The organism is Paenibacillus sp. LK1 (genome assembly GCF_002750415.1).
Taxonomy (GTDB): domain Bacteria; phylum Bacillota; class Bacilli; order Paenibacillales; family Paenibacillaceae; genus Paenibacillus; species Paenibacillus taichungensis.
Map to the genome: position 1 here is coordinate 70839 of NZ_PEII01000015.1, position 25528 is coordinate 96366.

Genomic DNA, 25528 nt, shown 5'->3' on the forward strand with positions numbered 1-25528 from the left:
AAGCAAGCCTCTATACTAGAGACTTGCTTATCATTTGAGGCCCACTATTCGGAGCGTTTACCTTAGGAAGCGCAACCCTCACAGGCAACATAGTTGTCGCCAACCTGTTTGCTAATTGCGATCAGATCGCCCAGCTTGATATCTTCTTCACCTGTAAATTCAAGATCAGCGATACGCGCAACGATCAGGGCAGCTGCTTCTTCCTTGCTTGTAGCCATTTGGCTAAATTCAGACTTTTCGCCTGTTGAAATGACCTCATATAAGTACGTATATCTTAAAGTTTCCATGTAGACACTCTCCTTCCGAAATCACATCATATCATCTCTATTACCCAATTCCAAGTCCAAGCTTCTGAACCTAATCGTAACGCAGTTTCATCTGCTCAGCCGTCCGTCTAACGGCTTCCTGATCCACGCTCAACACACGGCTCGTCTGCGCCAGGGGAAAACGCTGACGCAGTGTACGTACCAACGAGGCTGTATACGCCGCAGCAGAAGGGACACCTGCCAGTTCCTGCAAACTCGCCATCGTTCCGGGCCGAACATCCGGATATCCTTCACTGGCACCGTCTGCTGCATCCTGATAGAACTTACGCACGTCTGCTGCCAATTGGTCCCCTTGTCCTTCCACGATGATAAAGGCCGTAATGATATAAGCCTTGGCCTGTCTGCGCTGGGCAATACCACAGAATTTCAGTCCACCCACACTGACATCATAATCGCCAGGACAGAAGGCGCCTTCTATCTCCCCCGTACGTGCCTGACTCGACCACGGTGTTAGTGATTCAGCAATCAGTGAGGCCATCTCCCGAAAATCATCGTGTATATTGATGGCTCGTCCAGGGTTGGGCAAAATTAAAGATACGTTAACCACCCCTGGATTCAGGGGAACTGCTGCACCACCGGATGGACGAACGCAGACCGCTGTTCCCTGGCTTCTAATGCGTTCCATTGCTTCCACCGCCTGTGGTAGCCTCCGATCCCGCAATCCTGCTACAAAGGCATCTGGATGCCGCCATATATGAGCAACGGGCAACTGGCCCTCTCCCACCCGGCGGCACATGACTTCTTCCCAAGCAAATGCTTCAAGCACACTGCTCCCGTGCCGCAGCAGCGGTGTCTCCCAAATTTGCAGAGGCAATGAATGATCCAGCTGCATCTGCTGCTTTGCTCCCGGCGATCCGGGTTGATCTGAATTGGACGGTACACTCATATAAGATAGCCTCCGACTAAACTAATCTGGATGAATTGAAATAGTTACATGACCCTTATGTATCCCCATGAATGCAAAAATAATATATAAATAAGCCGGTTCCCCAGGGAACACGGCTTATTTATGAAAGCTTCCATTGGCACAAGCATCTATACTGCCATTTAAGATTCAGCGAAATGCCGACTAAAATGGAAGCAACATGATGGTGCCGAAGGATTCAACGCTTCTGGCTTGTCCAACGTGTGGAATGAGCCCGAACTTTTAATCTTTTACCAGCGACAAGAACTCAGCACGCTGTGCCGGATTGTCACGGAAAGAACCACGTACAGCAGATGTAACCGTCTTACTGCCCGGCTTCTTCACGCCGCGGGAACACATGCACAAGTGCTCGCCTTCCACGACAACCATGACACCATTCGGCTCTACCGCTTCAGTCAGAATATCGGCAATCTGTGAGGTGATTCGCTCCTGAACCTGCAGGCGGCGGGTAACTGCCTCCACCAGACGGGCCATTTTGCTCAATCCCACAATTTTGCCACTCGGTACATATCCAATGTGCACCTTACCGAAGAAAGGCGCCATATGGTGTTCACATTGGCTGTAATAGACAATGTCCTTCACAATGACCAGTTCTTCATGATTCTCGTCAAACGTCACACCAAGTACATCGCGCGGGTCCACTTCATACCCGCCAAAAATCTCTTCATACATCCGGGTTACGCGTGCAGGCGTTTCCAGCAGCCCTTCCCGCGTACTATCCTCACCGATCAATTGCAAGATCTGTTCAATGTGATACTCGATCTTCTCCCGATTGTCGGATACTTTTGAATTCAAATAATCTTTAACGCCAGCCACTGCCGAACGCCTCCTTTCGAACCACATACTGTAAGCAGCTATTCACTTCAGCATTATGCATAATGCTCGCTCACAGCTATTATTTTCGGCGGCCCGAGTTTTTACGCGCAGGATGTTGTTGCGGCTGAGGCATCTTCGCGCCTGGCTGCTGGTTCTTCATCATCTGCTGGGCGCGCTGCATTTGCTTGCCGTTCAGGTTATAACCCATTTGCTTCGCCATCTTCTGGAGCATGTCGGGATCGCTTTGCATTTTCTCAAGCTGTTTCCGCAAGTAGTATACCCCAATGAAAAATCCTCCGACCAGACCAACAATCAATGTAATAATCGGTATTGCTATTTCCATCTCTTAGACACCTCTGTATGCAATCTAAAAAGCCTGATGATCCGTGTCAGCACATGATGTTATACGCTCACGATGCAAACATGACACGCACCGGATTTCCTGAAAGTTATCATAGCATTTCCGCACGCCTTGAGCAAACGGATTTTCCAGCTATACGCTGAATTTAACATCCAGAAAACAGATCGAAAACATTCAGTAAATCTCTCAGGAGCATCCGTATAAGTTACATCAGTACCGCCTCTATGAAAACGGTTGTATGCTGAGCCAGATCCACTTCAATCACATCCAGATCATAACGTGTACTGCCACGTGCCACCCGAATGACCGGCCTACCAGGCAGACCCCGGTGCTGACGCACAATGACTCCGGTCTCTTTGGTAGACAATCGAACTGCTGTTCCATTCGGATAAACGGACACACTCCGGTTGAATTCGATCAGAATGTCACGATCCAGCTTCGTGCCAGACATCGCCATCATCTCTTCACAGGCTTCATGTGGCAGCATAATTCTACCCGAAAGGCCATTGATCAGATTATCATACGTGTTAGCTGCACTGACGATTTTAGCGAAAAGATGAATGTCTTTTCCCTGAATGCCCCTCGGTAGTCCCGTACCATCCACATGCTCATGATGCTGCAGAGCCGTATGTGCCACAAGCAGATTAAACTCCCGTTTGGACTTGATCAACTCGAACCCTTTCCACGTGTGATGCAGGGATGAGTTTGCTGTTGAACCGCTGCCAGGTGGCTCCCCCACTTTGCCGATGTCATGCAATAGAGCTCCGACGGCCAGATCCTTGAGCTGCACATAGTTAAGCCCCAGATTCAGACCAATGACAGAAGAAAGCAAACATACATTCATGGCGTGAACATACTGTGCGTTATCTTTGGTCCGAATGTCTGTGAGCTGAACAAGCAGTTCACGCCCGTTCAGAACATCGTTCAACAATTTATCTATGCTGATGGCGACCTTCTTCGGGCTCCAGTCTTTCCCGGAACGGATAGAATCGAGCGTAACACTCATTTCATTAATTACTGCCTTTTTCGTGGCTTCATCCAGAATGTCTTCTGTATCCACATCTTTATACGCTTCATCCTGGATGTACAGCATGGTCACGCCAATACGCTTCAGCGTATTAACCATAAATACGGTGAGCTGGACTCCGGCAGACAGCAACACCGTGCCGTTGCCGGAATATATGGTTTTGCCCAGAAGCTCCCCCGCCTCCACGCTCTCCACGTTAACATACTTCATGAACGTCCCCCGCTCTTACGATTGCTGCTCCAAGTTGAGCAATTGCTCTTTGGTTTGCAGCCCGCCTACATAACCCACCAGGGTTCCGTCTTTACCGCTGATGCGGTGACAGGGAATAATAATCGGAATCGGATTTTTACTAATAGCATCCAGAACTGCGCGAACAGCTTTGGGTCTGCCGATGATTTCCGCAACCTGTTGGTGTGTTGAGGCCTCTCCATAAGATATATCGGACAGGACTTGCCATACTTGTAGCTGGAATGGTGTTCCAAACAAATCGAGCTTCAGATCAAACGCTTTTCGTTCTCCTGCAAAATACTGCTTCAACTGTTGTGCAGCTTCGCTCAGCTTCTCTTCATTTTTCTCATATCGATATTCGCCAATCCATGTACGAGCCCATTGTTGCAAATGCGCCTCGCGCACATGGAATGCACCAAAATCAATGTGACACAGGCCTTTATCCGTCGCACAGAGCGTAAGTGTACCGATCGGCGTTAGCACCTCATCGTAATATACCGGCGTACCATGCAGACCTGTTACGGCTGATGGTTTCCATGCTGCAGCTTCTGGTTTGGCAGGCTCTGTCGTCTGCCCATTTTCCTGTTCGGGTGTCTTATTCTGTTCCTTCTGATCCTCAGGCTTATCGTTGCTCTTTGGCTCTGCCTGAGGCTTATCGGGTAAGGTCTCGGACGAACTCAGTCGTTCCTTGGCCTTCTGCAGCATGCTTAGCACGTTCCCATCTTGTTCGTTAGCGGCAGCTTCCCCAATGGCTCTCATTGCGTCTTCTCCTCCAATTCTGCTCAGCGCCCAAGCTGCAGTTCCCCGCAGCTCGGGACGCGGATCACGCTTCAGTACCTCCGTTAGTTTCGGTACAGCGGTTTTGTCTTTGAAATTGCCAAGGGCAATTACGGCGTTGCGCTGAATTGGCTTCTTGCCCCGCCAAGCGGCGGAACTTTGGCCGAAGCGCTCTTTGAATTCACGGTTACCGATGTCTAGCAACGGTATCAGCAAAGGTTTTACAATCTCCGGATCGGGATGAAACTCAGGATGGTGGTCCCAGTTTTTACCCCGATTCTTCGGGCAAACAATCTGACAGGTATCACAACCGTACAGACGGTTGCCAATTTTGAGCATAAACTCTTCATCCACGAAGCCTTTCGTTTGGGTCACAAACGAAATGCAGCGCTGTGCATTCAGTTGTCCCGGCCCGACCAGTGCTCCAGTTGGACAGGCATCAATACACTTCGTACATTCACCACAATCCTCGGTCACCGGGTTGTCTGGCTGAAACGGGATATTCGTGACCAGTTCGCCGAGAAAGATCCATGAACCGAATTTGGGCGATATAATGGCACAGTTCTTGGCACTGAATCCAATCCCCGCACGCTGGGAAACAGCACGGTCCACCAACGCCCCCGTGTCTACCATACTTTCAATCATGGCTTCAGGTACGCGTTCACGTATAAAATGAACCAGCTTGTCCATTGCTGCACGCAGGACTTGGTGATAATCCTGACCCCAGGCGGAACGAGCCAGAATACCACGGTATGCACCCGGCTCCGACTTCGGCGGATTAACCATCTTCGATGGATAAGCCACGGCAATCGCAATGAGCGAAGCAGGCTCGCCATCTTTCAACTCTGGACGTATCCTTTTCTCAATATCAGGCTCCTCAAATCCGGACTCGAATCCTTTCGCCCGATGTTGCTCCAGAATGGACTTCAAGGTCACGAATGGTTCTGCCGAAGCAAATCCTATATCATCAATACCCATCTCGGGAGCAGCTGCCTTAATCTCTTGTTTTAACTTCTCCCATACAGCTGCTGCCTTTGCTGCTCCGGTCTGTACACTCGTCATATCTATTCCCTCTCTTCTTCCACGCTAATTCCGCAAATAGTGAACGCCCGCCTCAGGTGGGAGGACAGGCGCTGATTTCGATATACAAGTCGGACATACCGGAGCTAAAAAGAAACCGAGTCTATATCGTTTAACGCAAAATGTAGCGTGAAGTTGTTGTCCTTGTCCTGCTAACATTTTACAGTTTTTTAATTTCTGAGAACGGCCAAAAAATAAACTCCGCCCTGCCTACAATTTCACTGGAAGTAATGCTGCCAAACACACGGCTATCCTTGCTCTTGCCTTCATGACGATTATCTCCCATTACAAAGTAATGATCCGCTTCCAGCGTAATCGGTCCAAAATCAGGGTCCTGAACCTCCGTATCCGTGTACGTTTCCGCTTGCTGCTCCCCATTCACGAATAAATGATGGTCCCGTACTTCAACCGTGTCTCCGGGAAGCCCGACAATCCGTTTGACCAGAAAATCTTTTTTCTCCACACCTTCGCTTGGATCACGAAGCACAATAACATCTGATCGGGACGGTGTCCCAAAATCATATACAATTTTATTTACAAACAGACGATCCCGCTCAACCAGCGTCGGCTGCATCGATTGACCTTTGACCATCGAAAGATTGAATACAAACAGGTTCAACAGCATCATGATTACAAAAGCAATCACTATGGTTTTCACCCAGTCCCAAAGCTCTGCACCCCAGGATTTCTCCGGTGGATCAGGCACTCCCGGACCATTTCGTTCCTTGGAAGCTACATGCTCCGTTGAAAGATTATTGGAGTTCAAAGAGACACCTCGTTTATCCATTTTGTGAAAAAAACGTCGATCGACATACTTTCAAGGAAGACAGATCGCATATAGTGAACGTTTTTCTTGAAAATATCAGGAAGCTGGCGTTCCGCGTTTATATGTTCTGATATTACCAAAATTGAGTGATCATAATCCTTTTAATTCTACTTCATTTGCAAGGGTGAAACAATTGGTTATGAGCACCAATACAACTTGAAGGGTGAATAACAACGAGATTAAAACAGTTAAACCAGGGATTAATTTAAATGGAATGGCATTCAGAAGTGGCGAAAAAAGGGGAATAATCGGTGAAAAGCACCCATATAAATAGAAAGGCATATCCCTCACGTTGTTACACGTTGAAAGATACGCCTAATATGAAATGAAAATCTGTTATATTTCTTTTTTAACCCTGCAAACTAAGCTTTGGACAAAATACTGAGTTTCTGGAAAGCGCTCATAATCTGATTGGCACCGTAACCCATTGCTTCATAAAGAGGCATGGCTACTTTGTTGTGCTCATCACCCGCCACCCATATTTGACTGACTTTACGCTGCTGGAACCTTTGTTCCATGGCCTCGACAAGTTTTTTGCCGACTCCGCGGCGACGATAGTCTGGATGGACCGCAATACGATAGATGCATCCCTGGTTGTGGTCAATCGTACCGATCAAAGCGCCGACGAGGTCTCCCTCTTCTTCCGCAACCATGATCAGGTCAGAATCCCATGACAATTGACGGGCAAACGGGCCCATCGTGTTCTCATAACACTCTTCCGATAGTGCAACCTGGAGAAGCTCTGTCATCTGGCTTGCATCACTCAACTGAAAGGAACGAACGTGCATGTCTTAAATCTCCCTTTTCGTTAGCTTAGATGAGGTTTTACAAAAAGGGGCTCCCCTTTTTACCAAAAACCCAATGTTCATATAATGACAAAAAACGAGAAAATACCGCTTCTCCGTCAATTAAACCATACTTTACGCCATAAAACACGCATTTTCTTTTGAAAGCGCTTAATTGTAACCGTTTACATCCGAATATTAAACTTTTCCTCTATTCAAAGCCCTAAAATCACATAAATAGTTTCATAATGGGTAAAATATGTTTGTTATCTCTGACCCATGAATGGATTAACGTCTGGGGGGGACTTAATAAACAAAAATGTTGCTTAATTAGCCCGAATGCGGTTTAATATTAGTGACAAGGGTATTATTACATAGGTACCTGAGCAATTTGCATAAATCCTGTGAGCGACTTTCACTCAGCAAGATATAGATCGAAGTGAACCTATTCGTCTAGAACTTGTACCGGAAGCGATTCGAATTGAATTATGCAAAATGCTGACCTTAACAAAAATTCAAAAATCTCAGGAGGTATTTCATTATGACTTTTCAATTACCAGCACTTCCTTACGCTAACGACGCACTGGAACCACATATTGATGCGCAAACGATGGAAATTCACCACGATCGCCATCACAATACTTACGTAACGAACTTGAACGCAGCTCTGGAAAGCGCTCCTGAACTGCAAGGTAAAAGCTTGGAAGATCTGATTGCTAACCTTGACAGCGTACCTGAAGGTATCCGCACAGCCGTTCGCAACAACGGTGGCGGACATGCTAACCACAGCCTGTTCTGGGAAATCATCGGACCTAACGGCGGCGGCGCTCCAACTGGCGACATCGCAGCAGCAATCGATAGCGAACTGGGTGGCTTTGACAAATTCAAAGAAGATTTCGCTAAAGCAGCTACAACTCGTTTCGGTTCTGGTTGGGCTTGGCTCGTAGTTGGTAAAGATGGCAAATTGTCCATCACTAGCACACCTAACCAAGACAGCCCTCTCTTCGAAGGTCTGACTCCGGTTCTGGGTCTGGATGTATGGGAGCACGCTTACTACCTGAAATATCAAAACAAACGCCCTGACTACATCGGTGCTTTCTGGAATGTAATCAACTGGGATGAAGTAAACAAACGTTACGCTGCAGCGAAATAAGACTGCCAGCATAATTAAAGAGCCTGATTCGGTCAAAGCGACCGGATCAGGCTCTTTTTTGTGTGCTTTTGCTTGAGCACGTTGGTTGATTTAATATTGGTATGGCAAGGGCCCATTACTCACTAACATCGTCATATACCCCTGCAAAATAACTGCTGATGAGCTTCAGGAATATATTCGGAAATGCCATTTTGTCCATATCTTCTGGACCAATCCAGCGATAGATCAGGCCATCGCCTCTACCACTCATTACATCATGCGCCGGGTCACTTGCGGCAATTGCTGACAACGGCTCCCCCTGCTCATCAAGTGAGCCTGAGATACTGGCTGCATCGATGATGCCTGACTCCGATACTTGGGCTGGAGCAGTGGTTTCCTTGGCAGCCGCCTGTGCATCGTAGGCCGCTCTGGCTTCCGCAACGATCAGCGGAAGCTCGTTACTCTGGTCCTGCTCAGTGCACTTGTACACCTGCAGGCTCCAGACAATGTGGCTGAACACATGCTCCGCATGGGTAGCCAGCCCTTCCGGGCGGGCAGCGAAGCCTTCCGCCCACAGACTGCCGGCAAGCAAAGCCATGGCCGGCTCATCTGCCAGCGGCCCCGCCTTCTTGCCGGCTGTGGCGGGCGCCGCCAGCACATGCGGCAGCTCCCACATGCGGGCCAATAGGCCCGTCGCTGGGCGCTGGCGCACAAGTACACGGCCGCGATGAGCACCGCGGCCCTCCACAATGGCGACCAGCCGCTGCTCAGGGCGCGGCGGCTTCGCCTTGGTCTTGACCGGCAGCGTGAGCTCCCGTCCGGCAATGCGGCCGGAACATTGCTCCATGACCGGGCAAGTAAGGCATTGCGGCGCTTTGGGCGTGCACACCAGCGCGCCAAGTTCCATCAGCGCCTGATTGAAATCACGCGCACGCCCTTCCGGAATTAGCTCTCCTGCGAGCTCTTCCATCAACACCCGGGTGCTGCCCTTCATTATGTCCTCATCAATGAGGAAGTATCGGGACAGAACCCGCATCACATTGCCATCCACCGCTGGCTGCGGCTGGTTGAAGGCAATGCTGAGAATGGCCCCGGCTGTATACGGGCCCACCCCTTTTAACGCAAAGACCGCTTGCTTGTCCTGAGGCATCTCCCCACCGTGCAGCTCCATAACTTGTCTGGCAGCCGCCTGAAGATTGCGGGCACGCGAATAATATCCGAGTCCCTCCCAATTTTTCAAGACCTCTTCTTCCGGTGCTTCAGCCAGAGCCTGTACGGTCGGAAAATTCCCGATAAAACGATTGAAATACGGAATCACCGTATCCACCCGAGTCTGTTGAAGCATAATTTCCGATACCCACGTAAAATAAGGATTGTTGTGGCGACGCCACGGCAAATCCCGTCTGTTGACCATATACCAATCCAGCAAATTTACGCTGAAATGTCGTTTCTGTTCCAATAAACCCATATTCCCGTCCTCTCCTGTTACCATGCTTACGTTCTTCACACGTTCTCCCACATTGTTACTATTCAGATCCGGGTACCGTCTTCCCCATCTGCTCTACTATAGCAAAGGCCGCAGCCAGCTCCGTCTGGTGCGTAATACTCAAATGAATATCATACTGTTTGCCGTACGGCAGCTGCAGTCGTTCCCATGCTTCAGCAGAAAGTGTGGCAACGGGACGCCCTTTCGCGTCAGGCAGCACTTCAATGTCGGTAAAACTCATCATGCTTCCAATGCCGCAGCCAAACGCCTTGGACACCGCTTCCTTTGCTGCGAATCGACCGGATACAAACTCTACCATCCGTTTGCCCCGATGATCCGCAATCTCTCGCTCTGCATGCGTTAAAATCCGCTTCATAAACGCTTCGGCGTGTTGACCTGACAACAGCCTGCGCATACGCCCAATCTCCAGCACGTCGTTTCCAATGCCATATATCATCAACGCTTCACCCGCTTAACCTTTTATGCTGTAAACGATCTCCATTCGGTCATCTGATCCGTAACTTATCCGAACACGTATTCTATTGTAGCAGGAGGCGCGCACGGATGCGAGCACCTTCGTCCACATTACCATTTATGTTAAAATATGAATCAGAAATAGATGAAACTTTAGGAGGAATAAGATATGTCCACAGCATTTGAACAGCCTGTTGGCGGAGATGCCGTCATTCGCGGAAATATATTCACCGCACGGCAACCCGCTCAAGGAATCATTATCCTGACTCACGGTTACAAAGGCTTCAAAGACTGGGGCATGTTCCCCTACACTGCATCCCAGCTAAGCGAGAACTATCACGTCCTGACCTTCAATTTCTCTCACAACGGAGTTGGAGAAGATCTGGAGCAATTTTCTGAACTTGAAAAGTTTGCAATCAATACGTACAGCCGAGAGCTTGCCGACTTGTCAACACTGCTTGATTATGTGTTCACACAGCCAGAATTTAGCGACCTGCCGGTATTTCTACTTGGACATAGCCGCGGTGCAGGCGTAAGCCTGGTGTACGCACTGGATCATCCCGAACAGATTGCAGGCGTACTCTCCTGGAACGGTGTAACCAACTTGGATCTCTTTACCCCTGAACAAAAAGAAGAAATGCGCACACAGGGCCGCAGCCATGTCACGAACGGGCGAACCGGCCAGCAGATGCCTCTGGACGTGTCCATTCTGGAAGATCTGGACAAGCATAAGGATCGTTACGCCATCATTGATCGTTTGGGTTCTTCCCCTCTGCGTGTGGCACTTATTCAGGGAACAGAGGACGGAACACGGCTGCGTAACGGCTCGGCCGCACTGGTTCAGGCTCGCCCGGATATCCCGTGGCACCAGATTCCCGGCGGAAATCATACTTTTAATACTGTGCATCCATTTAAGGAATCGACGCCGCAGCTTGAGCAGGCGATCGCCGAAACACTTCGTCAGATCGCAACTTGGATTAACTAATCTTGCATAACAAAAAGAGTCGCTGCCTTATGCAGTGACTCTTTGCTGTTCAGATGCTTGCATTGTCCATATCATGGCATGCTTGCAATCCATATTAGATGCCAGGAATGGCATTACGTTTGTGATGGGTACGTGTGTAGAATGCTTCCAGACGCTCTTGTGCAGCCGGATCAATCTGTTTACCTTCCAGATAGTCACTGTTCGCTTCATACGAAATGCCCAGTTCATCTTCATCGGTCTGGCCTTCCCAGAGTCCTGCTGATGGAGCCTTGTCCAAAATGGCCTGTGGCACGTTCAAATACGCAGCCAGCTGACGCACTTGACGTTTGTTCAGGGTGCTCAGTGGTGTAATATCCACGGCTCCGTCGCCCCATTTGGTGTAAAAGCCCGTGATGGCTTCAGAAGCATGGTCTGTTCCGACAACCAGCAGGTTTTCCTCAAAGGACAGAGCATATTGCATCACCATACGGGTTCTCGCTTTCACGTTCCCTTTGCCTTGGTGAGTCATATGACGCGGGCTGCCCATGGATTTGAAACCTTGCTCCACTTCCAGTGCGATTTCGTTAACTGCATCTTCGATGTTGGTTTCAACGACATGCTTCAGGTCATAAGCTTTGGCCACGGCATAGCTATGGTCAATGTCCGATTGCTCACCGTAAGGCTGGAATACACCCAGCGTTTTGTATTCCTTATTCTCTTCTGCTGTAAGCTCGTCCGTTGCTTTTTTGCAAAGCGCCGTTGCTACAGCACTGTCAATCCCGCCACTGATTGCAATTAACAATCCTTTGGAATTGGCATTTTTCACATAGGTTTTAAGAAAGTCAACGCGCTTGCGCACTTCCTCTTCTTCATTAATGCTTGGTTTAACCTTCAATTCAGCGATGATCTGTTGTTGCAAACTCATCGTTCACACACCCCGTTTCTAAATTAATGAAATTTGATGTCCATTTTGAAAGGTCCGAATGGTTCAATAACCCTATTTGCTCAAAATGAAACGCCCCGGCATCGGTCATCCGAAAGGCGGGGCGTTGCTTGAGCTAATTAACGGCAGTAACGGTCAAACACACTTGTGAGCTCAGCCGCAATTTCCTCCGCAGAACGGTCTTCCACTTGATGACGCTCAATAAAGTGAACGAGTTCTCCGTCTTTCATCAGAGCGATGGAAGGTGAAGATGGAGGATACGGTGCAAAGTATTCACGTGCTTTCGCTGTAGCTTCTTTGTCCTGACCAGCAAATACCGTGTACAGGTGGTCTGGTGTAATATCATGCTGAAGTGCTTGGGATACACCTGGGCGGCATTGACCTGCGGCACATCCGCAGACCGAGTTAATAACAACCAGAGCAGTACCTTTGGCATCCGGCAAACTTGCTTCAACTTCTTCTGGAGTACGCAACTCCTGAATTCCCAAACGAGTCAGATCATCCCGCATCGGTTGAACCATATCTTTCATGTATTGATCAAATGACATAGACATTCGGTTTCACTCCTTAAACATGTGAGTTCTATTATTTAAAAAATTAAATGCTTTTGTGCTATTCCTATTATACATCCCTAATCAATGAAAGCAAGGTTCAAACACCGCCTGCGGAAAGGCTTCTCCTTCAATATTATGTCTCATTCCTTGGCAAAACATGCTTGAAGTTCAGCGTTGAAATGCAACTTTGAAAGTTGTACCCTGCCCTTCCTCCGATTCAATGGTAATAGTTCCGTTATGCCGTTCGACAATGCTCAGACACATGGATAACCCCAGTCCGGTTCCTTTGGCCTTGGTCGTAAAAAAAGGTTCGAACAGCTTCTCCTGCTTCACTCTAGGAATACCCGGGCCAGTATCTCGCACACACAGCTCCACGGTGTCATCCACCAACCGGGTCTCAAGTGTAAGTACCCCTTTTTCATTCATGGCTTCCATCCCGTTACGAGCCAGATTAAGCACCACTTGTTTAATTTCCTTTGAATTCAGATGCAGTTTCGGCACATTGTGAGCCAGCATAAATTCAATACTCTGACCTCGCAGGTTTGCATCAGCCCATAACAAAGGACTTAGTTCATGGATGATATCATGCAGCTGGGATTCTTCCTTCTCGGCAATTCGATTCTGAGCCAATGACAGAAAATCATTAATAATGCTGTTCGCCCGATCAAGCTCCTCCAGAACGATCCGGTAATAGTGATCCAGGGACTCCGGACTCTTTTCCTGCATTAATTGAAGAAAACCACGCACAACCGCCATCGGATTCCGTACTTCATGGGTAATACTTGCGGCCATTTGCCCTACAAGACTAAGGCGATCCACATTATCGAGCTCGCTTCGCAGCATTTCAAGCTCAGTAATATCCTGAATGATCAACATCGCTCCGATAGCTTCTCTTGGCAGTTCTGCCGAGTACGCGTAGATGGGAACGGTCCGGGATTGAAATACGTTTGAACCGTAACGCACCGTAAGTCCACTCACTTCTCCATGAACAATGGCTTTACGAATACTGCTCTCCATCTTGTCTGCCTGGGCTTGTTCGACAAACTGACTCGCAGGTTGCCCAATCAAATCAGGTGTTGTCGTGCAAGGCAATTGATCCCGCGCCGTTTGCTCCATCGTATCGTTGACGAACTGCACGGTCCCCTCTTTATCTACGGTTGCGATAGATAAAGGAACAGCATTCAGAATTTGGTTAAGCTTTTCCGTTTCGGCTATGTATCTATGATGAACTTCGGACAAATGTTGCTCAAGACCCCGGTGATGTTGCATCTGTTCAATCCAGAGCATACTAAGACTTCCAGCAAGAACTGCACCGATTGTATATCCCAGCGCTAGTAATACCCACTGTACTATTGAGAATGTTGGTTGGCTTTCCATCAATGGAATATACAGAACATTGGACACAACCAGTTCTGCCGTTATTAAGGCGATAACTGTCCCCATTTTGCGTGAACGTGTATAATGCTTGAATCGTTTGGCTGACAACCATACAATAGGATAGAGAAGAATGCCCGTTTGAAGTAGAAATCCGTACAGATTATAGGGATGCGCAAAGAGAAAATAGAAGAGTATCTGGAGAAGAGACAGCGTTAGGCCTATGCGAGGCCTGCAATACAATATGACGAGCGTCAGGGGCACAATGCCCAAGGAGATAGGGACTGCTACCGGGTTGCCATAGTGGGCAAAAAGCAGACATAGCAACATGCTCACCACACTGGTCGCGGCAAAACTGGTCTGTACCATCCTATGATATCCTGCCTTGGCGACTGCTTGCCTGGAAAGCCCCAAGTGCAATAATGGAATCAGGAATACCGCAGCTCCTGCAAGCAGTATTTGTAAAAGAATGTCCTTTAACGCAACCACAATGCCATCTCCCTCCTCTGCCTGCACATTCCCTCATGTATTTCTGATTAAAACATAGGCGACAGTATATTACAATATATCCCTTAAGACAGCATAATAGAACTGCTAATACATTTGTATTGTTTCATAAACAGGCAGGAGTAGACAGGGTTTTCGGAAAACAGACAAAATCAATGAAAAAAGAGGGTAATAACGCATGTATGATGTCATTGTAATTGGCGGTGGATCTGCGGGCCTCATGGCCTGTGTCGCCGCTGCTGAGCATGGAGCCTCGGTGCTACTGCTGGATAAAGGAGATCAACTCGGCCGTAAACTCGGGATTTCTGGCGGCGGTCGCTGCAATGTGACCAATGCCAAGGAGACGGATGAACTGATCCGGCATATTCCGGGCAATGGACGTTTTTTATATAGTTCATTTCAGAATCTGGATAATCAGGGAATTATGCGTTTTTTTGAAAATCTCGGTATTGCCCTGAAAGAGGAGGATAACGGGAGAATGTTCCCGGTAACCGATAAAGCCAAAACAGTCGTTGATGCGTTGGTAGGCAAAATTGTTTCCCTTGGGGTAGAGATTCGCACCAAACAGCCGGTTAAGGAATTAATTCAGAACGGTCAACACGTGCAGGGTGTAAAGCTGGCTTCTGGCACAACGATACTTGCACGCTCTGTTATTATCGCTACCGGGGGTAAATCAGTCCCACAAACCGGATCAACCGGGGATGGATATCCTTGGGCTGAAGCAGCTGGACATACGATTACAGAGCTGTATCCGACGGAAGTGCCGATTGTATCTGGTGAGAGCTGGATTCAATCCAAAGAACTGCAAGGCTTGTCCCTGCGGGATGTCGGGTTATCTGTTCTAGATGCCAAAGGCAAATCGGTTATCTCCCATCGCGGAGATATGATCTTCACCCATTTCGGTGTATCAGGACCGATCGCGCTTCGTTGCAGCCAGTTTATTCGTAAGGTGCAAATGAAATCTGGGAATCCTCAGGTCATGATGAGTATTGATCTGTTCCCGGATCTGTCCCCCGGTGCTTTGGAAGCCCAGGTTCAGCAGGTGCTGGAGCAAGAATCTCGAAAGGCAGTCAAAAACATACTCAAAACATGGGTTCCTGAGCGCATGATTCCATTGATGATGAAGCGTGCAGAGATCAGCGAAGATCTTACTTTCCACCATTTCCCCAAAGGTATGTTAAATACATTAGTGGGGTTAATGAAGGATTTTACCTTCCGCGTAGACGGAACTCGTTCTCTCAAAGAAGCCTTTGTTACTGGCGGGGGAATCCACTTAAAGGAAATATACCCCAAAACAATGGAATCCAAGCTGCTGCCAGGACTATTCTTTTGCGGTGAAGTTTTGGATATTCATGGCTACACGGGAGGCTATAATATTACCGCTGCCTTCTCTACGGGGTACACAGCTGGCATGCATGCAGCAGTGTATAAAAACGCTCGCTCATGATTTGAACATAGGATCTTCTTGGACCGATTCCGGTTCCACATCACGTATGGTTATTAAGAGCATGAAAAAACCTCGACATCCCGCTATCGGCAGGGTATCGAGGTTTTTTTGAGATGTATGCAATCCAGAATCACTGTCACCAACAAGGCAAGCATCATCGTTGCCCCTGTTGCATTTACGCCTTCACACTGCCCGAGAAACCATCCACTGAATCATCGAATGTCGGATCTTCATCCCGGTTAGACATCTCCTGTTCGGGATTGCTCCCTTGGCCGCCGCTCGCATAACCTTCATTCCAATCTTCATTCACAAGATGAGCCGGAATGGATATATTCTGAAACTGATCCAATCCATCTGTTTCGGAGAGAAACACCGCACTTCCACCATGTGACTGTACGATTTCCACGGCAGATTGCGTATCCTGGCGATCTGTAGGAATGTACAATTCAAGCGGTCCTGACTGGTATGGCTTATACCCCAGTTCCTCCAGTGTTGCCTGCGCCGCCAGCAGCGCTGCATTGTCTGCGAAATGTACCTGAAGTTCACTATCATCCATCATAATTTTTTTCCTCCTTGCGAGAGCTGATCCCTTACCTTCAAAATCATAAGATCCGTCTCCTATAGCATGGTCAGTTACTTCATCTGATATGCTACTGTACAAGGAAGAATATCAACTAGGCGGATCGGATGTACCGAATCCAGCCTGTTATAGACAGGACGAACAGCCCGAATGCTACGACAGCCGCAGCCGTCACGATACCTTCCAACCAGCCTAGCCAAGCTGCCCCCAATGAGAACCCCATTAAAATCCCCAGCGGAACAAACAACATCCGTACCATGGTCACACCTGCACGATTTAACGCCTCCGAATCGTAGGATACGAGCTGAACATAGTCCGAGGTTGCAAATACCTCCCAGGAACGATAGAAGAGTACGCTCAACATGATGACCAACAAACCACAGACGATTACATTGACCGGGAAAGGCGGTAAAGCAACAGCAGCAATCGAAAGGCCGCCAAGCTGCAAGTACAATTTCATGGTCGAAGAGTTACGAAAAAATGCTTTGAACGCCGTCTCAGCTGTCCGATTAGAGATGGTTCGATGACGCAGCAACTTGCGCTGCTTGCGGAATATGATCGTCCGGGTGCGCGGCGCTTTCGGCTTGTTCACGGATCGACTCAGTAAAAGGGCTGTGAACTTTAGCCTTTCTCTTAAATCTTCACGCACATCGCCCTCAAAGGTTCCCTTCATCTCCAGCCTCATTCGGCCAACCATAATGAGAAGAAGGATTGCGGCCACAATGCCTGCAAGCAGTGTCCAGATGTGTCCATGCATCCAGGATGTTACCCCAATCGTGATAATGCCCATGGCAACTGCTAAAGGGATCATGCGAATCCAGCGTCTCCATCCGATATAACGTACTTTCGTCATATGGAGTACAATGACCTGGAATGAAGCTACTGCGCCAAACCAAATCGCTATTAGTGCGATATGGATAAATGACATGTCATACACACGGGACCATAGTGGTGAGGTCAACGCCGTAATTGCAATCATTTTACCCAAATGCTGCAAACTAGCCCGATAGATCCCCTGTCTCATCAATGTACGCATCCACAGCGACCTTGATTTCAGGAACAACACATCCGCTTCCTCTATAAATATAAGAATTCCACCTGTAAGCATAATGATGTCGATCAGCCCTGTCAGCGTAGGCAGCGTTAATCCGGTCGCCCAGGAGGGCAGTGGTTTGGACCATAAACTCACGTACCATCCGCTGAAATACAGCAGACCCGGAATAAGCAGGTATACCCATACCGTCCAGTCTACTACCAGTTTCAGGTTTTTTAACTGTTCATTGAAGTGCTCCTTGCGTCTGCGTCTATATAAACCAAGTGGCGTATATGCACGAGAGGTCTCCATCTTTCTCCCCCCTTCCCGGTTAGGATGTCAGTGTGTCAAAACAATCAAACAACGAGGCGTCCGGCAAATCTGCGGCTGCTCGGATTTCGTCCAGTGTTCCTTCGGCAGCTGAGCGCCCGGATTGAATGAGTATAAACCGATCACAGATTCGCTCAGCGGTATCCAGTACATGCGTTGACATAAGAACACCCGCACCACGGCGGCGCTCATCGTCCAACAACTTCAGAAAATCCTTGGTTGCGCGTGGGTCCAGTCCGATGAAAGGCTCGTCCACAATATATACATCTGGCGAGGACAGGAAGCCGATCATCAGCATCATTTTCTGCCGCATCCCCTTGGAGAAACTAGCCGGAAGATCATTGCGAACGTGGTCCATGCCGAAACGAACCAACATCTCCTCCGCCCTGGCAACAAAGACCTCTTCCTCCATCTTATAGGCAGCCGCTGCCAGATCGAGATGTTCCCACAGGGTCATGTATTCGTAAAAAACAGGTTGTTCCGGGATATAGGCATAACGTCCGTCTCCCCCAATGGTTACTTCATACTTTGCATGTTCAAGCAGACCAAGTAATGTTTTGATGGTCGTGCTTTTGCCAGCCCCATTCGGTCCGATAATACCCACCAGTTCCCCTGGCGCCACGTGTAATCGGATGTTCCTTATCGTGGATTGCCCCGCCTCATATCCTGCTTCCGTAATATGTACGTCCAGTATGGACTCCTGTGCGGCTGTATCTTCGTTTTCGATTTCCATATCATTCACTCCCTGTCCTGTCAGGTGCTTGTTCGGTTCTTTATTGATATTGTAATCGAGTTCGTGAGGAATTGTTTGATCATTTTGAGCTTTTGTATAATGATAAAATCACTGCTCTCATAATGGAAATAAACGGACAGCTTATCTCGTAACCAAATCGTTTTTGATGCTGAATGGTTACCATCTCCAAATGGAACGTCAATATGCAGTAGAGTTCATGGTCAATATTGCAGAGGGCAAGCACTCATTTGAAAGCATAGCAAATATATTAAAGTACCATTCAGTCGTGCGGTAACATAATTTTATAATAAACGAAAAAAGCAGGGGTTCCAGAACCCCTGCTACTTTGTATTACAGTGAAAATGTCATATTACCGATTTTACTCACCTGTAATCATGGAGTTTGCTGTAAGACTCCCGTCCATGTCGTTCTTTTTTTGCCTGCGAATCACTACATAAATCACGCCAAGGAGCGTAAGCAAAATGCCTGAACTGATAAAAGCCGGAATAACTCCGAATGAGGTCACCAAAAAGCCACCTACCATCGGACCCATGATGTTACTGGCTGTCATGATGCTGCCAACCGTTCCAAACACACGCCCCGTCATGGATTCAGGCGTTTGCTCCTGAAGTAAAATTTGGAACGGAACAATGGCAAACCCAACCCCTACACCCGCCAGAGCAAATAACGATATCAGCAGCAAATTGGCGCCAAGACCAGCATGTGGCCATACTCCTACGATCATTCCTACCCCACCAATGACAAGACCCATCAATGATGTTCCAAGACCCATTTTGATTACATGCCCTGCCTTTTTCCACTTCTGAACACTCATCGCTGCAATTAACGTTCCAACACCGCTAGCTGCGACGCACCATCCGAGCAGATCACTTGAAATACCGGGAAGCTGCCTGAACAGGACTACTGTCTGGGAATCCGCAAATTGCAGAAACAGAAGGGCTGAAGCAAGCAGGACCAGCGAGGTTCCCACATGAGGAAGAGATGCAAGCATGCGGATACCTTCCATTGTATCTTTCATAAACGTAGCTTTTTTACCTGCTTGAGCAACATCTGCTCTGTCTTCCCTTACTTGTTCTACGTTCTGATTCAAAGATTGGATCACTCGCGCTCCAGGAATCCATAGCAAAATAATGCCTGAGATCAGAAAGGAAGCGGAATCCAACACGAAGCACCAGGTAATTCCAAAAGCGGCCACCAACAGCCCGCCAAGGGCCGGACCGATGATTTTGGACATCTGTTCAATCACCGAGCTGATCGACACCGCCTGCCCCAATTGCTCCTGCGGCACAATCTCCTTAAGCTTGCCGTTCTTGGCTGGTGAGAACACCACATCAAACAAAGACTTGAGAATAAGCAATACATACACATGCCAGATTTGATCGGCAAAAATGAGCCCTCCCACGATCACAATTCGCGCACCGTCTGCACCGATCATCAGCCACTTGCGATTGACCCGGTCCGCCAGCGCCCCTGCAAATGGACCTGTAAGTAAGACAGGCAATGCTGCACAGAGCGTGGTAAACGTAATCTCCCACGGTGTAGCATTCCAGCGAATGCCGACCAGCGTAAGGATCGCCAGCAGGTGCAGCCAGTCTCCCAAATTGGAGATAGCCTGCGCAGCCATTAAAGTGATAAAAGATCGATTATACTTCAGGGGTCTTCGTAACTGCATCGTTACTCCACTTGTCATCATTCTTCTCCTCCGCCCTCAACCCATTCATGATATGAATTTATTATAGAGAGCAGGCTGAGCTCCCACCTCCTGCCAGAGACGGATAGGACGCGGCGCCTTCAGGATGATTTTTCCATAAATTATTTAAAAATGAAAAACTTATTATCTACTTTCTATGTACACTGACAATACGAAAAATGATTAAATTTTAATTGCTAAAAATGCAAATCTTGTGACATATCGCATGTTTTTCGTGCAAACAGATGCTTACAATAGAAATATGGCGAACCTCTGAATCGTCAAATGTAAATTCATCAACTCCAATAAATCTGAAAAGGCGGGATCAGTATGCTGGAATTACAGGAAATCGGAACCGAACGTTCTCTTCATCTGTACCGCACCTTGGCCCAGACATTTAAGAGCGTGAATGAACACGCTGTATCCGGAAGCAAAGTGCATGGCTTCAACCCCACTGCTTACGGGGTGCTCGAAGTGTTATATATGAAAGGAGCACAGCCCATTCAACAAGTCGGTGCACAGCTTCTGCTGCAGAGCGGGAATGTCACTTATGTCATTGACAAGCTGGAGCAAAAGGGGCTTTTACATCGGAAACACTGTCCGCAGGACAGACGCATCATTTTCGTAGAATTGACTGAGGAAGGCCAGCGTACGATGGATGAGATCTATCCAGGCTACGCACACAAAATAGATCGTGCTGTCAGCGGTCTGAGCGAAGATGATAAGACATTGCTCTCTGAGCTGTTGGAAAGGCTTGCACTCGGTGCGGATCGTTTATCCGCAAACGGCTAATGGCAGCGCCATATCACCTGATCCAAACTAAAAATAACCGGTTCGCCTTAATAGGCGGTACCGGTTATTCGAATTTGTTTATTAATCTAATCAAAGGTACAGAATCCACATCAACACCGTGAGGACAGCGACAACCAATCCACCTGCAATCAGCAAATCGACAATGTAGCTGGACAGACCTGAGCGGCTGTGACCCTCAATCTCCCTCTGAGTCTCTTCATACTTTCTTTTGGCTTCATCTTCCTTGGACGAATTCAGATTATTGGGAAACATCATCCTCACCCCTACTCCAAATGAGATAACTATATTATCCTGTGCTGGTCTGCTGCTTCTGCTTACGGAATTTATTCAAGATCCATCCCAGACCTGATTGCCACAGTAAAAAAACAAACGTTGTTGTTACTACGTATTGATAAGGGCCAGCATTCTGAAAGGCATGCATTCTGTACACAAAGATGGAGAACAACAGCGCACTACCTACACCAAGAAGAAAATAAGCTACGATTGCACTTATCACCTTGGATATAGGTCTGTTCATTTTCAGAGAAGCAAGCACTTGGTCCACTAATAAGGATAGAGGCAGGGTCAAAAATAGAAGAAGAGCCAAGTTGATAAGAATGCTTATGATCAATGTATACCAGAAGGGATAGTAATATGTATGTTCCGCTCGTTCTGCCAAGGGAACATATTTCATGAGTCCGACAACGATGGAAAGCGAAATGCAGGTCATAAGGACTGCCAGCAGCTTGATTGTAAAGGATATTAACCAGAACGATTGCAGTGATTGCTTGCTCATCTTCACTCGCCTCCCATTCCATTATTGTAAATTATAGATAATCCCATCCAGAAAATAATAACAAAAAAGCAGCTGAGAAACAGCTGCTTTAATCCAATGATTACTCTTTTCACTTCGTTTTAATTCCCTGAAGTTTGTGCTTGCGGCGGAGCATCTGCATCTTCGGGAACGATTAGCCGTTTGCGCAAGGCCAGTGTCGTCACCCATGAGATAATGGCAATAACAAACATGATGACAAACAAGGAATGCAGACTTCCTTCCAACACGTTACGCAGTAGAGCCCATTTGTCATCCGACAGAGCAGCTTCCGTATGCGGAGCAAGCAGTTGATTTAGGTCCCCATCCGAGATGCCCGCCTCTGCCAGATGCTGTTCGCTCGACAACGTTGATATCCGGTAGTTCAACCATGTGCCGAAGGCTGCTGCGCCAATGGTTTGTCCAAGCGTACGCATAAAGGTATGTAACGCCGTGGAAGATCCACGTTCTTTATACCCAACAGATGACTGTGAAATGATCGTGAAGATGGTAAAAGCAAATCCGAAGCCGAGTCCGTAAATAAAGGTCAAAATAAACAGTACGGCTTGGGGGGATGTTCCACCAACCAAGAAGAGTCCACCCGACCCGATGGCAATCCCGGTTAATCCAATCACCGCTGTTAAGCGTGATCCGATTTTCATTAACAGACGGCCAGCAAGTACACTACCAATCAGCCAGCCAACAGACATCGGTGCAAGCAGTAATCCCGATTCAGTCGCGTTACCGCCCCGAACCCCCTGCACCCATAGTGGCAAATAACTGGTTAGGCCAATCATCAGGGTACTTGTCAGTAGTCCGGCAATATTCGCCACCCGGATGTCCCGAATACGGAATAGATGAAGAGGTACCATCGGGGCCTGGGCTCTTTTTTCCACCACAAAAAATAAAATCATAAACAAAATAGCCACGATACTCAGTCCCACAATAATAGGAGAACTCCATGCATAATACTGTCCACCTGCGGACAATACAAAGAGCAACGCTGTGATACCAACGGTAAAAGTCAACGCACCCATATAGTCAATTTTCGCGGTACGCGGAGACATTTCTTCCTTCAAATAACGGAACACAAACCACATCGCCAGCAGTCCGAACGGCAAATTGAACCCAAAGATCCACTGCCAGCCCAGATTGTCTACGAAATACCCGCCAAGCAGCGGTCCGGCCAGAGATGAAATGCCCCACACGGAGCTGATCCATCCCTGTATTTTGCCCCGTTCTTCAAGGCGGTAGATGTCACCAATAATCGTAAACGTAACAGGCACAACCGCACCTGCGCCAATCCCTTGAATCGCACGAAAAATAATCAGTTGCTCCATGTTCTGCGAAAGGCAGCACAGAAGCGAGCCTAGTAAGAATAAGGCACAGCCAATCAGGAATACTGGCTTTCTTCCGTATAGATCACTGATTTTGCCGAAAATCGGCGTGCTCACAGCCATCGTTAACAGATAAGCAGTGAAAATCCAGCTCAACAGCTGCACACTTCCCAGCTCACTGACAATGGTTGGCCCTGCCGGACCAATGACTGTACCTTCAATTGCAGACAAAAAAGTCGCCAGCAGCAATCCCGCCAGGATGAAACTGCGGTTCAAACCTCCGGTTGTATTCACACAAACCCTTCTCTCTTCAATTCTCTATATAATTGGAACATTGATTTACACAGCCCACTACGAACCAGAACAACCTTTCGATCGCTGTTATCCCCAGATTTTTTCCATTCTCTCTCTATTTATCTCTCTTACGTAAAAACTCATCGTACAACAGGGAATACATCACCATATCCTTATATCCGGTAGACGTATGTTGAACTTGACGCAGCAGGCCTTCCCGCGTGAAACCGCGGTTCGTCAAAAACTCTCCCGAAGCGAGATTGCGCGGATCAACCAGCGCTTCAATCCGATTGAGACCCATCGTTTCATACCCAAACGGTAACATAACCGAAAATGCTTCCGTCATATAACCGTGACGCCAGTAGTCGCGCCCCAGTTCATAACCGATCTCACCACGGAATGCGCCTTCAAGTTGCCAAGTGTTATATCCACAACTTCCGATGAGCCTGCCCGTTTCCTTGAGTTCAATACCCCAGCGAATCGCCTCCTCTTCTCCTGCCATATGATTTAACAGCCCAATCATATCCGCAGCCTCACTTGTCCCGATCATGGGCGCCAAATTCATATAACGGGTCACTTCCCGGTCGGACCAGCAAGTGAACATCTGGGCCGCATCCCGGCGGCGCATTTTGCGCAGTCGCAGCCTCCCTGTCTCTAGTTCGGGAATTCTCCCTTTGCATTTATACATGAAAAGACACTCCGATCCGATCTATCCCACAGACCTCATATTCAATAGCCATCTAACCATAACCTGCACCGAATGGCAACTGTTCAGTCATCATGATCACGTCAAAAAACCGGGCCACTTCCGCTCCCGGTCTTGTTGTACATATGGATCAACTCAAGTTTGCATCCTATTTCGGGATACATACCTTATCCAAATTTAAGTTCAGGCTGTAGACGTCTTCTTGCCTGTCCCCAGCAATTCCTCACTAACCCGGCCGAACACGGCTATGATTTCCTTAAACTCCTCAATGCCAGTCCCGGTAAGGCTCCATTGATCTCCATGGGCGGTCAGGAAGTTTTCCTGTGTCAGATGCTCGAGCTCCTGCTTGATCTCCCGTTCTCCAACGCGATACCCCCGTTCTTCCAATAGAGGCAATGCGTCGCTAACAGTTAAATCCTGATTTTGAGCTAAATATAGAAGATGAATTCGTACAAAAAGATTCTGTACCTCTGCATGCATAAGCCAAGCTCCTTCCCGGGTTGTAGCCCGCCGTGGTTGCTAAGTATTTACCCCACCCAGGAAGATGAGAAACAGGAGGAATATTCATGCCTGACCTACCCTTTCCGAAATCCTCCGCTTGACTAACCGCAGGCTCTGCACTATCTTGAAAATAAGTACCATTTTTGCTCGGGAGGGTGATTCATCATGTTTCAAGCTGTTTCTTATGAAGGAACACGAAGCGAGCAGCAAACCGCCGTCCTGGGACAGTTAAGTGCTCTGATCCGCGATGAACCTAGCGCTATTGCCAATCTGGCAAACGCTGCGGCGTTGCTCAATGTATTTATGACCGACACCAATTGGGTCGGATTCTATCTGTATGATGGAAAAGAACTTGTACTCGGTCCATTCCAGGGACTGCCTGCCTGCATCCGTATTCCACTTGGACGCGGTGTATGCGGCACTTCTGCTGCGGAACGTCGTACGATGGTCGTTGAAGATGTTCATGCCTTTCCAGGCCATATCGCCTGTGATGCCGCATCGAACAGTGAGATCGTTGTACCCATTATCAAAAACGGCGAATTGTACGGGGTTCTCGACATTGATAGCCCGCTCAAAAACCGTTTTGACGATGAAGACCGCGTCTTCCTAGAAAAGGCGGTAAACCTGATTACAGAGCAGCTGGAATTATCCTAACTGCCTGAATGTCT

General features: G+C 48.0%; 27 protein-coding genes. 5 read left to right on the plus strand and 22 right to left on the minus strand.

Annotation, left to right across the window (positions count from 1 at the left end; translation table 11 throughout):
• Positions 1-62: 62 nt before the first annotated feature.
• The 8 genes from CS562_RS27140 to CS562_RS27175 all read right to left on the minus strand — a co-directional run bounded on the left by CS562_RS27140 (position 63) and on the right by CS562_RS27175 (position 7154).
• A complete protein-coding gene (locus CS562_RS27140; protein WP_053779639.1) occupies positions 63-287 on the minus strand; it encodes a hypothetical protein in 225 nt (74 codons plus the stop codon).
• Between the two features lie 70 nt (positions 288-357).
• Positions 358-1212 carry a lipoate--protein ligase family protein gene (locus CS562_RS27145; protein WP_099858751.1) on the minus strand — a complete coding sequence of 285 codons (855 nt, stop codon included), beginning with the start codon at positions 1210-1212 and terminating at the stop codon, positions 358-360.
• 261 nt (positions 1213-1473) lie between these two features.
• Positions 1474-2067: a GTP cyclohydrolase I FolE gene (folE, locus tag CS562_RS27150; protein WP_076290489.1), complete on the minus strand. Its 594-nt coding sequence runs from the start codon at positions 2065-2067 to the stop codon at positions 1474-1476.
• Positions 2068-2146: 79 nt separating this feature from the next.
• The gene (locus tag CS562_RS27155) at positions 2147-2410 is read right to left on the minus strand and encodes a YneF family protein (RefSeq protein ID WP_076290490.1); all 264 of its coding nucleotides are present in this window, start codon (positions 2408-2410) and stop codon (positions 2147-2149) included.
• 223 nt (positions 2411-2633) lie between these two features.
• A complete protein-coding gene (locus CS562_RS27160; RefSeq protein ID WP_099858752.1) occupies positions 2634-3665 on the minus strand; it encodes an HD-GYP domain-containing protein in 1032 nt (343 codons plus the stop codon).
• A gap of 15 nt (positions 3666-3680) precedes the next feature.
• Positions 3681-5522, minus strand: a complete 1842-nt coding sequence (gene queG, locus CS562_RS27165; RefSeq protein WP_099858753.1) for a tRNA epoxyqueuosine(34) reductase QueG — start codon at positions 5520-5522, stop codon at positions 3681-3683.
• 178 nt (positions 5523-5700) lie between these two features.
• The gene (gene lepB, locus CS562_RS27170) at positions 5701-6306 is read right to left on the minus strand and encodes a signal peptidase I (protein WP_246318079.1); all 606 of its coding nucleotides are present in this window, start codon (positions 6304-6306) and stop codon (positions 5701-5703) included.
• A gap of 422 nt (positions 6307-6728) precedes the next feature.
• Entirely contained in the window at positions 6729-7154 is a 426-nt protein-coding gene (locus tag CS562_RS27175; RefSeq protein WP_024632996.1) for a GNAT family N-acetyltransferase, read from the minus strand.
• Between the two features lie 538 nt (positions 7155-7692).
• Between CS562_RS27175 and CS562_RS27180 the strand changes: the two genes are divergently transcribed.
• Positions 7693-8304, plus strand: a complete 612-nt coding sequence (locus CS562_RS27180) for a superoxide dismutase (protein ID WP_024632995.1) — start codon at positions 7693-7695, stop codon at positions 8302-8304.
• Positions 8305-8419: 115 nt separating this feature from the next.
• Here the strand turns inward: CS562_RS27180 and mutY are convergent, their stop codons facing one another.
• Both mutY and acpS read right to left on the minus strand, forming a co-directional pair.
• Positions 8420-9751, minus strand: a complete 1332-nt coding sequence (gene mutY / locus CS562_RS27185) for an A/G-specific adenine glycosylase (RefSeq protein WP_099858755.1) — start codon at positions 9749-9751, stop codon at positions 8420-8422.
• 58 nt (positions 9752-9809) lie between these two features.
• A complete protein-coding gene (gene acpS, locus CS562_RS27190) occupies positions 9810-10226 on the minus strand; it encodes a holo-ACP synthase (RefSeq protein ID WP_076290494.1) in 417 nt (138 codons plus the stop codon).
• Between the two features lie 186 nt (positions 10227-10412).
• On the opposite strand from acpS, the gene CS562_RS27195 reads away from it, so the two are divergent.
• Positions 10413-11228, plus strand: a complete 816-nt coding sequence (locus CS562_RS27195) for an alpha/beta hydrolase (RefSeq protein ID WP_099858756.1) — start codon at positions 10413-10415, stop codon at positions 11226-11228.
• Positions 11229-11322: 94 nt separating this feature from the next.
• Here the strand turns inward: CS562_RS27195 and nadE are convergent, their stop codons facing one another.
• From nadE to CS562_RS27210, 3 genes are all read right to left on the minus strand, one after another.
• Positions 11323-12132 (minus strand): ammonia-dependent NAD(+) synthetase, encoded by an 810-nt coding sequence (nadE, locus tag CS562_RS27200; protein WP_076290496.1) that lies wholly within the window; start codon positions 12130-12132, stop codon positions 11323-11325.
• Positions 12133-12269: 137 nt separating this feature from the next.
• Entirely contained in the window at positions 12270-12704 is a 435-nt protein-coding gene (locus tag CS562_RS27205; RefSeq protein ID WP_053779648.1) for a BrxA/BrxB family bacilliredoxin, read from the minus strand.
• 168 nt (positions 12705-12872) lie between these two features.
• A complete protein-coding gene (locus CS562_RS27210; RefSeq protein WP_125477333.1) occupies positions 12873-14567 on the minus strand; it encodes a two-component system sensor histidine kinase NtrB in 1695 nt (564 codons plus the stop codon).
• A gap of 196 nt (positions 14568-14763) precedes the next feature.
• Between CS562_RS27210 and CS562_RS27215 the strand changes: the two genes are divergently transcribed.
• Positions 14764-16032, plus strand: coding sequence for a BaiN/RdsA family NAD(P)/FAD-dependent oxidoreductase (locus tag CS562_RS27215; protein ID WP_099858758.1), 1269 nt, complete (start codon positions 14764-14766; stop codon positions 16030-16032).
• A gap of 175 nt (positions 16033-16207) precedes the next feature.
• Here CS562_RS27215 and CS562_RS27220 read toward each other — a convergent pair whose 3' ends face one another.
• The 4 genes from CS562_RS27220 to CS562_RS27240 all read right to left on the minus strand — a co-directional run bounded on the left by CS562_RS27220 (position 16208) and on the right by CS562_RS27240 (position 20422).
• Positions 16208-16591 (minus strand): hypothetical protein, encoded by a 384-nt coding sequence (locus tag CS562_RS27220; RefSeq protein ID WP_083679009.1) that lies wholly within the window; start codon positions 16589-16591, stop codon positions 16208-16210.
• 115 nt (positions 16592-16706) lie between these two features.
• Positions 16707-17957 carry an ABC transporter permease gene (locus tag CS562_RS27225; RefSeq protein ID WP_099858759.1) on the minus strand — a complete coding sequence of 417 codons (1251 nt, stop codon included), beginning with the start codon at positions 17955-17957 and terminating at the stop codon, positions 16707-16709.
• A gap of 19 nt (positions 17958-17976) precedes the next feature.
• Positions 17977-18708 carry an ABC transporter ATP-binding protein gene (locus CS562_RS27230; protein ID WP_099858760.1) on the minus strand — a complete coding sequence of 244 codons (732 nt, stop codon included), beginning with the start codon at positions 18706-18708 and terminating at the stop codon, positions 17977-17979.
• 379 nt (positions 18709-19087) lie between these two features.
• A complete protein-coding gene (locus CS562_RS27240) occupies positions 19088-20422 on the minus strand; it encodes an MFS transporter (protein WP_257219619.1) in 1335 nt (444 codons plus the stop codon).
• A 327-nt stretch (positions 20423-20749) separates the two neighbouring features.
• Between CS562_RS27240 and CS562_RS27245 the strand changes: the two genes are divergently transcribed.
• Positions 20750-21211 carry a MarR family winged helix-turn-helix transcriptional regulator gene (locus CS562_RS27245; protein ID WP_024632985.1) on the plus strand — a complete coding sequence of 154 codons (462 nt, stop codon included), beginning with the start codon at positions 20750-20752 and terminating at the stop codon, positions 21209-21211.
• A gap of 90 nt (positions 21212-21301) precedes the next feature.
• Here CS562_RS27245 and CS562_RS27250 read toward each other — a convergent pair whose 3' ends face one another.
• The 5 genes from CS562_RS27250 to CS562_RS27270 all read right to left on the minus strand — a co-directional run bounded on the left by CS562_RS27250 (position 21302) and on the right by CS562_RS27270 (position 24839).
• Positions 21302-21484 (minus strand): hypothetical protein, encoded by a 183-nt coding sequence (locus tag CS562_RS27250; RefSeq protein ID WP_063567815.1) that lies wholly within the window; start codon positions 21482-21484, stop codon positions 21302-21304.
• Positions 21485-21518: 34 nt separating this feature from the next.
• The gene (locus tag CS562_RS27255) at positions 21519-22007 is read right to left on the minus strand and encodes a hypothetical protein (protein WP_099858762.1); all 489 of its coding nucleotides are present in this window, start codon (positions 22005-22007) and stop codon (positions 21519-21521) included.
• Between the two features lie 119 nt (positions 22008-22126).
• Positions 22127-23635 carry an MDR family MFS transporter gene (locus CS562_RS27260; protein ID WP_257219623.1) on the minus strand — a complete coding sequence of 503 codons (1509 nt, stop codon included), beginning with the start codon at positions 23633-23635 and terminating at the stop codon, positions 22127-22129.
• Positions 23636-23768: 133 nt separating this feature from the next.
• A complete protein-coding gene (locus CS562_RS27265) occupies positions 23769-24341 on the minus strand; it encodes a GNAT family N-acetyltransferase (RefSeq protein WP_076290503.1) in 573 nt (190 codons plus the stop codon).
• Positions 24342-24542: 201 nt separating this feature from the next.
• A complete protein-coding gene (locus CS562_RS27270; RefSeq protein WP_063567811.1) occupies positions 24543-24839 on the minus strand; it encodes a hypothetical protein in 297 nt (98 codons plus the stop codon).
• 186 nt (positions 24840-25025) lie between these two features.
• Between CS562_RS27270 and CS562_RS27275 the strand changes: the two genes are divergently transcribed.
• The gene (locus CS562_RS27275) at positions 25026-25514 is read left to right on the plus strand and encodes a GAF domain-containing protein (protein ID WP_099858764.1); all 489 of its coding nucleotides are present in this window, start codon (positions 25026-25028) and stop codon (positions 25512-25514) included.
• Positions 25515-25528: the final 14 nt, after the last annotated feature.